Raw genomic sequence first — 12,943 nt, 5'->3', positions numbered from 1 at the left:
ATCCGGGAGCTCCGGTGGCGGCCGTTCTAGCGGCGGCGCGCAGCGCTCGGCCGCACGCGTAGCCGGCCCAGCCGGCAGCGCTGCGACTCTGTCGACCGCGTACTTGCGGGGTGAGCGCGCACCGTTGGAGGCGGCCGGGCTCGACCTCGATGAGCTTCGCGCCCTTGATGATCCGCTCGAGGTGCGCCGGCGCATCGTCGAGGCCGCGTTCGAGTCGGAACCTGACAGTACAATCGCCGATGGCGAGGCGCGACTGATCGTCGCAGACCTCGTGACGTGGACGCTGGAGACTCCGCGGGATCCGGCGCAGATCGTGCGCCACACGGTCGAGTTGATGATCGCTCGTTCCATCCTGACGGAGGTCGGCGACCGGATTCGACAAGAACCGAGGGCTGCGCTTCGGCGTTCCGCAGAGGATGAGATCCGACTCGCCGCGAAGGCATGGGCGATGCGATTCGATGTCGCCGCGGTGACTCTGGATGGCCCGTCCATTAGCGCGGCGGTCCAAACAGGCGTGACGGATCTTCTTGCTATCTATGGGGATGAGTCATGACGAGCATCGCTCTGTGTCTGTCCCGGGAGGATGCTGCCAAGAGCGGGGCGGACGAGGTGTTTTTGTGGGATGGCACGCCGGGCGATTCCTTCAATACGGGGTTACGACCGGACCTGCGCCAGCTCGGGACAGTTCCTTCGATCAATGCCGACTTCGTTCGTGTGGCCCTCACCGTCTATGTCGCAGACCATTCGGTGAGACGTGAACGGGGTGGATCGAACTGGAATCAGCGCGACCTAGTCTTGACCGTGCCGGTGATCCACGCGGAGAAGTGGCAGGCCGTCGCGGCGGAGTTGGAACGCACGCTCGCGTTCCTCACCGGCGACCGGTGGACTCTGCAGTTCGCCCGACTCGCCGCCTCCGAGACGAGTGGTGTGCTGGTGCCCGACACGGCCGCTCGGACGGTTCTGGTCAGCGGCGGCGCGGACTCCGCATCCGGCGCGCTGGTGTCCGCGGCATCGCTCCGGTCCGGGGAAGGGCAGCGGCTTGTCTCCCACTCAAGCTCGGGTGCGGGAGCGAGCGCCCCGCAGCAGCGTGTCGCCGCCGCCCTGGAGGCGCTGTTCAGCGGGACGACCATCCACCATTACCAGGTGCATTTGCAACGCAGAACACATCGCCTCAACGGCACACGATTTCGACGGGAACCGTCGAGCCGCTCGCGATCGTTGCTGTTCCTCGCGCTCGGGCTGGCAGTGGCAAGCCAGAGTGGCCGCGGCCTGTGGATCGCCGAGAACGGCTTCGCCTCCATCAACCCCCCACTTGGCCCAGAGCGGGTGGGAGCATTGTCGACCCGCACGACGCAGCCTTGGTTCCTCTGGCGCGTGGGCTCACTGTTGACAGATCTGGGCGGGTACGGCGAAATTGAGAATCCCTTCCAAGCCTTGACGAAGGGCGATGAGTACCGACGCGTCGTCGAGCTGGTCGGCGCGGATCGTGCCGCGGCATTCCTCAGCGCAACGAACTCCTGCTCGCACAGCGACCAGCAGTACTTGGGTCAGGTCGCCAGTGGTTCGCACTGCGGAAAGTGCTTCGGCTGTGTCCTTCGTCGCGCCGCGTTTGCCGCGGCAGATCTTTCCGATGCCACCCCGTACCTCGCCGACCGCGGAGGACGCTTCGCGAAGTATGCGGAGCAGCGGTCGATCGAAAACGCGGTCCGAGACTTCGTCGATGCGGGCGTGGACGAGAGCTTCCTCATGACAACCCCACTGCCCCCAGCCCTCACCGTCGCCGACGCGCGGACCCTATACGCACGGGGCTTGGCCGAGTTGGAAAACTATCTGGGATGAGACGCCTACCTCCCCTGGACACGCACGCGCACGTCGCGTTGGACATCGCGCCGTTCGAGCTTGAAAAGCTGGGCGCGGTTGTCCTGATCGCTACCCGGTCACTCGACGAATACGCGCAAGTGGAGTCGCGTTCGGATCGCGCCAGCGTATGGGGGGTGGGGTGTCACCCGGGTCTCGTCGGCGCCGATCGTGGATTCGATCCGGATCGCTTTGCGACCATGCTCCAGTCGACCTCATATGTTGCGGAGGTGGGACTCGATGGCGCGTCCCGCGTTCCACGCGACACCCAGCGGGCGACGTTCGAACGCATCGTTAAGGCGGTCGAGACCTCCCCTCGGATCGCTTCAATTCATAGCTACCGGGCGACCAGCGCTGTACTTGAGGTGTTGCGTGCATCTCACCTGCGTGCGGGGGCCGTTCTGCACTGGTGGTTGGGCACGCCTGAAGAGACTCGGGAGGCTGTCGCGTTGGGCTGCTACTTCTCGGTCAACTATTCGATGACCCGCTCGCCCGACGTGCTCCGAGCTATCCCGCGAGAACGTCTACTTGTCGAGACCGATCATCCCAGCGGTGATCGTTTCTCCCAAAGCCCACGCCGACCAGGCCGGGTGGAACCGGTCGAGGCCGGGATAGCGCGGGCGCTCGGCCTCGCGCCCGCGGTTGTCCGTACTGTCGTCTGGTCGAACTTCGCCGCGCTGGTCGACGACACAGGAGTCGATTCCCTGCTCCCCGCCGCGCTTCGACAAATGATCCAGTCCGCGAGGTGAGACGCGTGGTTCCGCGCGCAGACGGTCGGGCGGGCCTAGCCCGTAGGTGACCGTCGCCGTCAGGACGCGGAACGCTCCTCGGCTGTGCTCTGCTCCTCCACGTACTGGCTCGCCGCATTCCACCAGGGATTCCCGCGGACCCGGTACAGGATGGTCCGCTCTCCGGGCACGCGCTCGACGAACTCGATGAAGTTCGCTCGGCGGAGCTTCTGGATCAGTGGGTGCACGATGCCAGGGGAGAGCCGCGTGGCGTCGGTGATCGTCTTCGATGAGAACTTCTCGCCGCGTAGCCCGGCGATCTCGACCATGACGCTGTACATGTAGCTGTTGCCGAAGACGAGCCGGGATTCCTCCGGCGCGATGGGCTCCAACATGGTCATGTCCTTGAGTGTCGCACACGCGGCCGACGTGGGCTTCAGGCCGGCCTGTGGGCGTTGATTTTGTGGTCCCTATATTTGTATCCCTGACGGTGACTTGTTATCTATGTGACGTCCACTACAGTGAATGTCACATTCACTAGTATTCGTGACTCGCATATACCGAATTAACCCGTGATAGCAAGAGTGAGATCCTGAATCGTATTTCGCGAATCTATGGCGGCAGCGTGCATTCTCCCGGACCGATTCGACCCTCACGCTGGCTTCATGACGGAGCGCGAGCAACTCGGGACGCGGGGCGGAGCGTTCCCGGCGGATGTCGGGCTGATGGTTCGCAAAGCGGGTGGCGAGGTGGACGTTGTTCCGCTGCAGTCAGCTCGATTGAGCGTCTTCGACGCCGCCGTCCCGTGGCGTGATTTCCGCTGGTACCGGGGGCAGCGGCATTTCTCGGGCAGCTACTGGTCGGCAACCATGCAATCGCATGTCGGATACGAGTCGCGGCTCGAGTACGCGAACCTGCTGTTGGCCGACTTCGACCCTCGCGTCGACTGGATCCTGTCTCAGCCGTTCCTCCTCGAGGGGGAGGACAAGGGCACACGCCGTCGCCACATTCCCGACTATCTGATCGTCCACGCGGACCAAACCGTCTGCGTGGTGGATGTGAAGCCCGCCGCGAAGCTCACCATCCCGAAGGTGCGTGACTCGCTGAGCTGGTCGCGGCGCGTGATCGAACCCCACGGGTGGGAGTACCGCGTCCAATCCGAGCCGGATGAGGTGTTGCTGCGCAACGTCGAGTTCCTTGCCGGCTACCGCCGACCCTTCCAGTTCGCCGACGGCGACGTCACCGGCGCGCTCGGCGAGCTGAGATCGCCCATGGCGTTCGGCGAGGCGGTGCGCGCGATTCCGGCCGTCGCCGGCGGGCTTCTCGCAGCACGCGCGCTTGTCCTGCACCTGCTGTGGGCTCGCCGGCTGAGCACCGACCTGACTCGACTTCTGAGCGCCACGAGCATCGTGACGCGGGCCTGAGATACCACCCCCTCAACACCTGAAGGAGATAGCGATGAGCAGCACGTGGACCCTGAAACCCGGCGTGGACATCGTCTACGACGGCGATGCCTGCACCGTTGCGGAGATCTGCGAGGGCGCGGTCATCGTCCGTACCCGAACTGGGCAGGTTCGGCGCCTGCGGATGATCGACCTCCTGCGCCCCCGCGCTGAGGGAGGTACGACACGCATCCCCGGAAACAGTCGCGATGAGGACGCGGCTCCACTGGGTGTCGTCTGGGCCGATGCCAGCGACGCGGCCCGCGCGGTGTCCGCCGAGCGCGCTGATCATGTGCGAGAGGTCCTCACCGGCTACCGGTCGGGGGCGGCCGAGATCGCACGTGAGGGCGAACCGAAGCTCGCCTACCATCCGGAGCGTCGCATCGAGGAGCGGATCGCGGCGAAGGCGCTCGAGCTCGGTAAGGGTCGCCGGACCGTCGCGAGGTGGGTGGCGCGGTATAAGGATGCCGGCGAGATCGGACTGATCGATCACCGCAAGGCGCAGCCGGGCAATCTGCTCGTCAACTTCGACGACCGCTGGGTCACGGCGGCACGTGAGGTCATCGATGAGCAGACGCCGGAGTCGAAGGTCGCGAAAAGCATCATCATCGCGAGAGTCAACGCCCGAGCCGACCGCACCCACGGGCCAGGTATCGTCGCCGCCCCTTCTCGAAGCGCCGCATACAAGATCCTCGACGAGCTCTCCCGTGGCCGCGCGACCTTCTCCGGGCGCGCGAACTCTGATGTGAAATCTAAAGGTCATCCGCATGGTCCCGGATCAAGCCGTCACGCGGCGGCGACGTCCTGCGCGGTCACGTGCTTGCCTTCCGCGTCGACGCGGCGCGCAGGCCGTTGAGGATCACGATCACCTCGGCGATCTCGTGCACCAGCACCACCGCCGCAAGCCCCAGGACGCCAAAGAGGGCGAGCGGGAGCAGGGCGGTGATGATCAGCAGCGACAGGATGATGTTCTGGTTGATGATGTGCCGCCCCCGACGGGCATGGGCGAACGCGCGCGGGAGAAGCCGCAGATCGTGACCGGTGAAGGCCACGTCGGCCGACTCGATCGCGGCGTCGGAGCCCGTCGCGCCCATCGCGATCCCGATGTCCGCGGCGGCCAGCGCAGGGGCGTCGTTGATGCCGTCGCCGATCATCGCGACCGGCCCCTTCGCACCGAGCTCTGCGATCGCGGCGGCCTTGTCTTCGGGGCGCAGCTCGGCGCGGACGTCATCGATCCCTGCATGCGCAGCGAGGGCGCGGGCGGTGCGGGCGTTGTCGCCGGTGAGCATGGTCACCCCGATGCCCTGGGTCGCGAGGGTGCGGACCACTTCAGGGACCTCGGGGCGCAGCTCGTCGCGGACGCCGATCGCGGCGACCGGGACGCCGCCGCGGTGGACGATCACGACTGTCATGCCCTGCTCCTCCAGCCCCGCGACCCGGTCGCCGAGGGTCCCGGCGTCGAGCCAGCGCGGGCTGCCGACGGTGATCCGCGCGCCGGCGAGCTCGCCCTCGATGCCGTGCCCGGCCTGCTCGGTCACGCCCTCCGCCGCAGGGGCATCCGGCGCTGCGGCGGTGATCGCGGCGGCGAGGGGGTGGGTGCTGTGCTGCTCCAGAGCGGCCGCCCACGCCAGCGCCTCCGCCTCGCTCACACCGTCCACGGTGAGGACGGCGGTGACGGCGGGCTCGTTGCGGGTGAGGGTGCCGGTCTTGTCGACGGCGACGTGGCGGATCACGCCGAACCGCTCGAACGCGGCACCGGACTTGATGATCACGCCGAACTTGCTCGCCGAGCCGATCGCCGCGACCACGGTCAGCGGCACGGAGATCGCCAGTGCGCAGGGCGATGCCGCGACCAGCACGACCAGGGCGCGGGTGATCCACAGCTCCGGGTCGCCGAGCAGCGAGCCGATGATCGCGACCAGGGCGGCGAGGATCAGCACGCCCGGGACGAGAGGGCGGGCGATGCGGTCGGCGAGGCGGGCGCGGTCGCCCTTCTCCGCCTGAGCCTTCTCCACGAGGTCGACGATCGTGGTCAGTGAGTTGTCGGTGCCTGCCGCGGTCGTTTCGACCTCCAGTGCCCCGGCGGTGTTGATTGCGCCGGCGGAGACGGCATCGCCGGGTTCGACCTCGACCGGGATCGACTCCCCGGTGATCGCGGACGTGTCCAGGCTGGAACGTCCCGTGCGGACGACGCCGTCGGTCGCGATCCGCTCACCCGGCCGCACCAACATCAGCTGCCCGACAGCCAGATCCTTCGCGGCGACCTCGACCGAGACGCCGTCGCGGCGGATGGTGGCGGTCTCCGGGACGAGCTTGAGCAGTGCCCGCAGCCCGCCGCGGGCACGGTCCATCGCCTTGTCCTCCAGCGCCTCGGCGATCGAGTACAGGAATGCCAGCGCTGCGGCCTCCTCGACGTAGCCGAGGATCACCGCGCCGACCGCGCTGATGGTCATCAGCAGCCCGATGCCGAGCTTGCCCTTGAAGAGGTTCCGGATCGCGCCCGGCGTGAACGTCGACGCGCCCAGCAGCAGGCCGATCCAGAACAGCACCAGCGCAGGGATCTCCATCCCGGACCACTCCAGCGCCAGACCGGTGAGGAACGCCACACCGGAGAAGACCGGGACCATGATCCCGCGGTCCCGCCACCAGCGGCGCTCCGCCTCCTCGGCCTCTTCGCCGACTGCGGTCTCAGGCTCGTCGTGCTCGCAGCCGCACGCCGCGCTCACGCGCCCGCTCCCGTCCCGCAGCAGCCCGGCACCGTGCACGAAGCGTCCATGCAGGGCGCGTGCTCGTCCACCGCGAGCGTCACGTCCACCAGCGCGGTCAGCGCCGCCGCGAGGTGCGGGTCCGCGATCTCGTAGCGCGTCTGCCGCCCTTCCGGCTCGGCGACCACGATGCCGCAGTCGCGCAGGCAGGTCAGGTGGTTCGAGACGTTCGAGCGGGTCAGCTCCAGCTCACGCGAGAGCACCGCCGGGTAGCTGGGGCCGTCGAGCAGGGTCATCAGTATCCGGGAGCGCGTCGGGTCCGCCATGGCCCGGCCGAGCCGGTTCATGACGTCGAGACGTGGAGCAATGGTCAGCATGCACTGATCATACAGTGTTGACTGAATTAATCCCAGGATGAATAGTGCACCCTGCGACATTCGGCCCTACCAGTAACCCCGCGGGCGCGCAGCAGCAGCCCGGCGTTTTCGAGCGCGCCGAGGACGCGGACGATGCTGGTGGTGTTGCAGGACACCACCCGGGTCAGGTCCCGGCCGAGCGCGGTGGCGTAGTTGGCCTGGGCGACGAAGGAGTGCCCGGTGGTCGAGTGCGCTTCCCCGCCCTGCACGATCACCTTTACTCCCGCCGCCTGGTAGCGGGGCAGGTTTCCGGCGGCGACGTGCTTGGGGGTCGTATCGACGATCACGTCGCTCTGCGCGAGGAGATCGTCGAGGGTTCCCTCGGGGCGGATGTCGGTGTCCACCATGCCGCTGTGCGCGTCGGGGGTGGCGGCGAATACGGGCAGCCGCGGGACGGCGGATTGTATTCGCCAGTCGGTGACGATGTCCGCGACGCCCACCAGGTGCATGTCGGGTTGGGCGTGGACGGCGTCGGCGACCCTCTTGCCGATCACTCAATACCCGTTGACGCCGACTCTGATCCTGTCCATCTTCGTCTCCTTTCGTGGTGTTCTTGAGCCGTGCGCGGGTCAGGGGCGGGGTCGGCGGCGCCGCAGCGTCCACAGCAGATAGCTGCCGAGGGCGCCGATCGTGCCGGTCCCGGCGCCGATCAGGACGCCTTCCCGGGAGCGCCATTTCGTGTTCCCGCCGACGAGGGTGCCGATCCCGCTGATCAGCGCGGCGGCGATCATTCCCGCGACGACACGGTTGCCGACGCGTTCGGCGCGCCCGACGAGAGGTTCCAGCTCCGTCGCGCGCAGGTGCACCTCGAACCCGCCGTCTTCGAGGAGATGCCGGAGCCGGCTCAGGGTGGCGGGCAGCTCGGTGAGCAGTGCCCCGGTGTCGGCTCCCGCGCGCGCCCATCGCCGGGCCAGAGCCGGCAGGGACAGCTGGGCGCGGGTGAGCTGCTCAGCGTAGGGCTGCAGGGCGTCGAGCATCTGGAAGTCCGGATCCAGCCGCGCCGCGGTCCCTTCGGCCATCATCAGCACTTTGAACAGCAGCGCCGTCTCCTGCGGAAGGTGCAGCTGGTGCTGCTGCAGGATGCCGAGCAGCTGCTGGAGCATGATTGCGAGGCTGATCTCCGACAGCGAACGGCCCCGGTAGCGGGCCGTGAACGCGGTGATCGCCTGCCGCAGCCCTGCCCGGTCGACGACGTCGGCGGTCCGGGAGAGTTCTATCAGGGCGGTGGTGAGGGTGTCCGGGTCGTCGCGGGTGAAGGCGAGCACGATGCCGGCGAGGCCGTCCGTGGTCTGTTCGGTGAGCTCCCCGACCATCCCGAAGTCGATCAGCGCGAGCGCGCCGTCGGGCTGCACGAACATGTTCCCGGGATGGGGGTCGGCATGGAAGAACCGGTTGTCGAACACCATCGTGAGCACGATGTCGGCACCCAGCCGCGCGAGTGCGACCCGGTCGATGCCGGCGGCGTCCAGGCCCTCCAGGTCGTCGATCCGCACCCCGCTCATCCGCTCCAGGGTCAGCACGCGCGAGGTCGTGGTCTCCCCGTGCACGCGGGGAATCCGCACCCGCGCCGCGTGGGCGAACTCCTGCGCGAACCGTTCGGCGTTGCGGGCCTCCTGCAGGTAGTCCAGCTCGGCACGCAGCGTGCGGGAGAACTCCTCCACCAGCCCGGGCAGGTCGTACTGCCGGATGGCATCCCAGCGCCGGTCGGCGCGGTCGGCGAGGTTGCGGAGAATGTCCAGGTCTTCATGCACCTGCGCGACCACGCCGGGCCGGCGCACCTTCACGACGACCTCGGTGCCGTCGTGAAGAGTTGCCGCGTACGCCTGCCCGATGGACGCCGCCGCCAGCGGCACCGGGTCGAACTGGGCGAACACGTGCTCTGGGTCGGCGCCGAGCTCTTCACGGAGCACGTCCCGAATGCCCTCCCACGGTGCCGCGGCGACGTCGTCCTGCAGTTTGGCGAACTCGGCGACCCATGCCGCGGGGAGCAGATCGTGCCGGGTGGAGAGGATCTGGCCCAGTTTCACGAACGTCGGCCCGAGCTCCTCCAACGCGACCCGCACATGCTCGGGGTTCGTGTAGGGGTCCTCCTGCCGGGCGTGTCCGAGGGCGCCGCGGTGGAACGGCACCAAGCCGCCCAGGCCCAGCACGCCGGCCAGGACGCCGAGTCCGTGCCGGCGCAGCACGGCCCCGATCTGCCGGTACCGGCTACTCCCCGCGCCCATCAGCTCACGCCCCTCTCGGCTGGAGTGCCGGCCGATGCTCGTTCGAGGATGAAGTCGACGCGCGCGTCGGGGGCGAGTGCGGGGACGGTGACGACGGGAAAGCCCAGCTCCTGGTACACCAGCCCGAGCAGGTCGTGGATGCGCCGCTGCGCGGCGGGGTCCTCGGTGCGCGCGTAGTCGGACGCCAGCGGGAGCAGGTCAAGCAGGACCACCGTCGCGTACCGGGCGCCGGCCAGCGCGCCCAGCAGGGCGGTGCCGGGGGCGAGGCCGAGGAAGCGGTAGTAGGCGAGCGAGTCCGGCAGAGCACGGTCCAGGAACACGGTCTGTTGCGGGTCGAGGGAGCGTTCCTGCTCGATCTGCATGTCGACGACGGCGCGCTGGAACTCGCTCTGCCGTGCCCGCACCTCCGCGGTGCTGCGCCCGGTGATCCGTTGCAGGTCGATGTAGTGGCGGGCGTGCTCGATTGTGGTCGTGTACCCGCGGCCCCGCAGCAGGTTGACCGTGGTGGTCTTGCCCGAGCTGGGACCGCCCGTCACGACGTGCCAACGGGTGGTCTGTGCGGGCCGCGGCTCCTGGATGCCGGTCATGACCTCACCCTACACCCTGTACCCCTACAGGGTATGGTAGATTGTGGGTGGAGGTGCGAGATGGCACACGGGTATGTGGACAACAAGCCGGCGCTGCTGGCGCGGCTGAGCCGCGCGGAGGGTCAGGTGCGCGGGATCGCGCGGATGATCGACGAGGACGTGTACTGCATCGACGTGCTGACCCAGGTGTCGGCGGCGACGAAGGCGCTGGAGTCCGTCGCGCTGTCGCTGCTGGAAGACCACCTCGCGCATTGCGTCGCGCAGGCGACCGCCGAAGGCGGCCCGCTCGCGGAGGAGAAGCTCCGCGAGGCGAACGCCGCGATCGCGCGCCTCGTGCGCTCCTAACGTCGTCCCCACTCACATCGTTCAACGCTCTTGAAGGGAGCACATCATGACCGGACAGGGATTCCAGGACCTCGGCCTGCAGGCGACCAGCACCGGCGGTGGCTGCGCCTGTTGCAGCCCCACCTCCCACGCCACGGCAGCCACCGACACCGGCGCGCCGGCGCAGCAGACGGCGGCGGGTGAGACCGTGTCGGCGCAGTTCCTGGTGGAGGGGATGACCTGCGCGCACTGCGTGCGTAGCGTCACCGAGGAGGTCTCCGCGATCGACGGTGTCTCCGACGTCGCGGTCGATCTGCACGCCGGTGGCGTGTCCACGGTGACGGTGTCCAGCGCGACGCCGGTGGATGCGGAGCGGGTGCGGGCGGCGGTGGAGGAGGCCGGGTACAGCCTCGCCGCAGCCTCATGAGCACGCTGGACGTCGATCTCGACATCACCGGGATGACCTGCGCGTCGTGCGCGACGCGGGTCGAGCGGAAGCTGAACAAGCTGCCCGGGGTGGAGGCGACGGTCAACTTCGCCACCGAGAAGGCCCGCGTGCACTCGGAGGCCCCGGTGCCGGTGGAGGAGCTGATCGCGGCGGTCAAGCAGGCGGGGTACGGAGCGAGCCTCCCAGCCCCGCCTGTGCCCGACACGGCTGAGCAGACCATCCCGCGGGACGATGAGCTGGCGTCGCTGCGGCAGCGGCTGATCGTCTCGGCGGTGCTGGCGGTGCCGGTCGCGGTGCTGTCGATGATCCCCGCCCTGCAGTTCACCTACTGGCAGTGGCTCACGCTCACCCTGGCGGCACCGGTAGTGGTGTGGGGGGCGTGGCCGTTCCACCGTGCCGCGGCGATCAACGCCCGCCACGGGGCGGCGACGATGGACACCCTGATCAGCCTCGGCGTGCTGGCCGCGTTCGGCTGGTCCCTCTACGCCCTGTTCTTCGGCGGTGCCGGGATGCCGGGGATGCGGATGAGCGTCACGTTCGTCGGTACCCCGCAGGCCGGCGGCCACGAGGTGTATCTGGAGGTCGCCGCCCTGGTGACGGTGTTCATCCTCCTCGGCCGCTACCTGGAGACCCGCGCGAAGCGGCAATCCGGGGAGGCTCTGCGCTCCCTGCTGGAGCTGGGTGCGAAAGACGCCGTCGTCCTCCGCACAGGTAGCGAACAGCGCGTCCCCGTCGCCCAGCTGGTGCCCGGCGACATCGTGGTGGTGCGGCCCGGGGAGAAGATCCCCGCCGACGGTGTCGTCACCGAGGGTGTCTCCGCGGTGGACGAGTCGATGCTGACCGGCGAGTCTGTCCCCGTCGAAGTCGCCCCCGGCTCGAAGGTGGTCGGAGCGACCGTGAACACCGGCGGCCGACTGCTGGTAGAGCTCACCCGGGTCGGCGCGGACACGGAGCTGGCCCGGATGGCCAGGCTGGTGGAGGAGGCGCAGACCGGGAAGGCGCAGGTGCAGCGCCTCGCCGACCGGGTCTCCGCGATCTTCGTCCCCATCGTCATCGCCCTCGCCATCGTCGCGTTCACGGTGTGGCTGCTGGTCGGCGCCTCCCCGGAGGTCGCGTTCACCGCCGCGGTGACGACGCTGATCATCGCGTGCCCCTGCGCGCTCGGGCTCGCGACCCCGACCGCGCTGCTGGTCGGCACCGGGCGAGGCGCGCAGCTGGGCATCCTCATCCGCGGACCGCAGGTGCTGGAGCAGACCCGCCGCATCGACACCGTGGTGCTGGACAAGACCGGCACCATCACCGCCGGCACCATGACCGTGACCGCCACCCACCCCGCCGCAGGGACCGACGAGACGGAGCTGGTGCAGGTCGCCGGGGCGCTCGAGCACGGCTCCGAACACCCCATCGGCCGCGCCATCACCAACGCGGCCAGCGGCCCGCTCGCGGCAGTGGAATCGTTCGCCGCGGTGGCCGGGCAGGGCGTGCAGGGCATCGTCGACGGCCGCCTGGTCGCCGCCGGCCGCGCCTCCTGGATCACCACCCAATGGGCGCTCCCCATCCCCGCCGAGCTCGCCGACACCATCGCGGCGGACGAGGCGGCGGGAGCGACGGTCACGGTGGTGGCGTGGGACGGGCAGGTGCGCGGGGCGATCAGCGTCGCCGACACCATCAAACCCACCAGCCGTGAGGCGGTCACCCGGCTCCGAGAGCTCGGGTTGACCCCGATCCTGCTCACCGGCGACAACCCCGGCGCCGCCCGCGCGATCGCCAACCAGGCCGGGATCGAGGACGTCCGCGCCGGGGTCACCCCACAGGGCAAGCTCGACACCATCCGCGACCTGCAGGCCGCGGGCCGGGTGGTCGCGATGGTCGGCGACGGCGTCAACGACGCCGCAGCCCTCGCCGCCGCCGACCTCGGGATCGCGATGGGCACCGGCACCGACGCGGCCATCACCGCCGCGGACCTGACCATCGTCTCCGGCGACCTGATGCTGGTCCCGGACGCGATCCGGCTGGCCCGCCGCACCTTGGGCACGATCAAGGGGAACCTGTTCTGGGCGTTCGCGTACAACGTCGCCGCGATCCCGGTCGCGATGCTCGCCCTGCTCAACCCCATCCTCGCCGCCGCGGCAATGGCGTTCAGTAGCGTGTTCGTCGTTACCAACAGCCTCCGCCTGCGCCGCTTCCGCCCCCTGCCCACCCCAACCCGTG

The 12,943-nt window shown here is 69.0% G+C and carries 14 protein-coding genes; 8 read left to right on the top strand and 6 right to left on the bottom strand.

The annotated features are described in order from the left end of the window. Positions 1-124 precede the first annotated feature (124 nt). The 3 genes from FFS56_RS06880 to FFS56_RS06870 are packed head-to-tail and all read left to right on the top strand — an operon-like array spanning position 125 to position 2,606. A complete protein-coding gene (locus tag FFS56_RS06880; RefSeq protein WP_101305222.1) occupies positions 125-553 on the top strand; it encodes a hypothetical protein in 429 nt (142 codons plus the stop codon). Beyond that, on the top strand, positions 550-1,839 hold the full coding sequence (locus FFS56_RS06875; protein ID WP_101305223.1) for a 7-cyano-7-deazaguanine synthase: 1,290 nt from the start codon (positions 550-552) through the stop codon (positions 1,837-1,839). The genes FFS56_RS06880 and FFS56_RS06875 overlap by 4 nt, the downstream gene beginning before the upstream one ends. Beyond that, a complete protein-coding gene (locus tag FFS56_RS06870) occupies positions 1,836-2,606 on the top strand; it encodes a TatD family hydrolase (protein ID WP_101305224.1) in 771 nt (256 codons plus the stop codon). The genes FFS56_RS06875 and FFS56_RS06870 overlap by 4 nt, the downstream gene beginning before the upstream one ends. A gap of 59 nt (positions 2,607-2,665) precedes the next feature. Here the strand turns inward: FFS56_RS06870 and FFS56_RS06865 are convergent, their stop codons facing one another. After that, positions 2,666-2,986 carry a hypothetical protein gene (locus FFS56_RS06865; protein ID WP_113681778.1) on the bottom strand — a complete coding sequence of 107 codons (321 nt, stop codon included), beginning with the start codon at positions 2,984-2,986 and terminating at the stop codon, positions 2,666-2,668. A 264-nt stretch (positions 2,987-3,250) separates the two neighbouring features. Here FFS56_RS06865 and FFS56_RS06860 point away from each other — a divergent pair, with 264 nt between their 5' ends. Continuing rightward, positions 3,251-4,009: a TnsA-like heteromeric transposase endonuclease subunit gene (locus FFS56_RS06860; protein ID WP_198553656.1), complete on the top strand. Its 759-nt coding sequence runs from the start codon at positions 3,251-3,253 to the stop codon at positions 4,007-4,009. A gap of 34 nt (positions 4,010-4,043) precedes the next feature. Next, positions 4,044-4,883: a helix-turn-helix domain-containing protein gene (locus FFS56_RS06855; RefSeq protein WP_127012869.1), complete on the top strand. Its 840-nt coding sequence runs from the start codon at positions 4,044-4,046 to the stop codon at positions 4,881-4,883. On the opposite strand, the gene FFS56_RS06850 is transcribed toward FFS56_RS06855, so the two are convergent. The 5 genes from FFS56_RS06850 to FFS56_RS06830 form a co-directional block, all read right to left on the bottom strand. Beyond that, a complete protein-coding gene (locus FFS56_RS06850; protein ID WP_198553658.1) occupies positions 4,840-6,753 on the bottom strand; it encodes a cation-translocating P-type ATPase in 1,914 nt (637 codons plus the stop codon). The genes FFS56_RS06855 and FFS56_RS06850 overlap by 44 nt on opposite strands. Then, positions 6,750-7,109, bottom strand: a complete 360-nt coding sequence (locus FFS56_RS06845; RefSeq protein ID WP_060960787.1) for a metalloregulator ArsR/SmtB family transcription factor — start codon at positions 7,107-7,109, stop codon at positions 6,750-6,752. The genes FFS56_RS06850 and FFS56_RS06845 overlap by 4 nt, the downstream gene beginning before the upstream one ends. 26 nt (positions 7,110-7,135) lie before the next feature. Continuing rightward, complete coding sequence (locus FFS56_RS06840; protein WP_233437348.1) at positions 7,136-7,642, bottom strand: hypothetical protein; 507 nt, start codon at positions 7,640-7,642, stop codon at positions 7,136-7,138. Positions 7,643-7,717: 75 nt separating this feature from the next. After that, positions 7,718-9,373 (bottom strand): AarF/ABC1/UbiB kinase family protein, encoded by a 1,656-nt coding sequence (locus FFS56_RS06835; RefSeq protein WP_036286080.1) that lies wholly within the window; start codon positions 9,371-9,373, stop codon positions 7,718-7,720. Further along, positions 9,373-9,960: an ATP-binding protein gene (locus tag FFS56_RS06830; RefSeq protein WP_127012868.1), complete on the bottom strand. Its 588-nt coding sequence runs from the start codon at positions 9,958-9,960 to the stop codon at positions 9,373-9,375. Before FFS56_RS06830 ends, FFS56_RS06835 begins: the two co-directional genes overlap by 1 nt. Positions 9,961-10,020: 60 nt before the next feature. On the opposite strand from FFS56_RS06830, the gene FFS56_RS06825 reads away from it, so the two are divergent. The 3 genes from FFS56_RS06825 to FFS56_RS06815 form a co-directional block, all read left to right on the top strand. After that, a complete protein-coding gene (locus FFS56_RS06825) occupies positions 10,021-10,305 on the top strand; it encodes a metal-sensitive transcriptional regulator (RefSeq protein ID WP_005049572.1) in 285 nt (94 codons plus the stop codon). Positions 10,306-10,351: 46 nt separating this feature from the next. Then, positions 10,352-10,711, top strand: a complete 360-nt coding sequence (locus FFS56_RS06820; protein WP_051498747.1) for a heavy-metal-associated domain-containing protein — start codon at positions 10,352-10,354, stop codon at positions 10,709-10,711. Beyond that, positions 10,708-12,943 (top strand): heavy metal translocating P-type ATPase (locus FFS56_RS06815; protein WP_137772325.1); only part of this gene is annotated, 2,236 nt, incomplete at its 3' end. The genes FFS56_RS06820 and FFS56_RS06815, both read left to right, overlap by 4 nt.

It is taken from the genome of Microbacterium sp. Beta, from assembly GCF_005502545.1.
GTDB classification, from domain to species: Bacteria; Actinomycetota; Actinomycetes; order Actinomycetales; family Microbacteriaceae; genus Microbacterium; species Microbacterium oxydans.
This window is presented reverse-complemented; position numbering and strand designations above follow the sequence as displayed.

Excerpts from the sequence above, each read along its gene's own strand:
- FFS56_RS06835 (WP_036286080.1), bottom strand. The coding sequence starts at position 9,373 with ATGGGCGCGGGGAGTAGCCGGTACCGGCAGATCGGGGCCGTGCTGCGC.
- FFS56_RS06870 (WP_101305224.1), top strand. The coding sequence starts at position 1,836 with ATGAGACGCCTACCTCCCCTGGACACGCACGCGCACGTCGCGTTGGAC.
- FFS56_RS06860 (WP_198553656.1), top strand. The coding sequence starts at position 3,251 with ATGACGGAGCGCGAGCAACTCGGGACGCGGGGCGGAGCGTTCCCGGCG.
- FFS56_RS06820 (WP_051498747.1), top strand. The coding sequence starts at position 10,352 with ATGACCGGACAGGGATTCCAGGACCTCGGCCTGCAGGCGACCAGCACC.
- FFS56_RS06865 (WP_113681778.1), bottom strand. The coding sequence starts at position 2,986 with ATGACCATGTTGGAGCCCATCGCGCCGGAGGAATCCCGGCTCGTCTTC.
- FFS56_RS06825 (WP_005049572.1), top strand. The coding sequence starts at position 10,021 with ATGGCACACGGGTATGTGGACAACAAGCCGGCGCTGCTGGCGCGGCTG.
- FFS56_RS06855 (WP_127012869.1), top strand. The coding sequence starts at position 4,044 with ATGAGCAGCACGTGGACCCTGAAACCCGGCGTGGACATCGTCTACGAC.
- FFS56_RS06830 (WP_127012868.1), bottom strand. The coding sequence starts at position 9,960 with ATGACCGGCATCCAGGAGCCGCGGCCCGCACAGACCACCCGTTGGCAC.
- FFS56_RS06845 (WP_060960787.1), bottom strand. The coding sequence starts at position 7,109 with ATGCTGACCATTGCTCCACGTCTCGACGTCATGAACCGGCTCGGCCGG.
- FFS56_RS06875 (WP_101305223.1), top strand. The coding sequence starts at position 550 with ATGACGAGCATCGCTCTGTGTCTGTCCCGGGAGGATGCTGCCAAGAGC.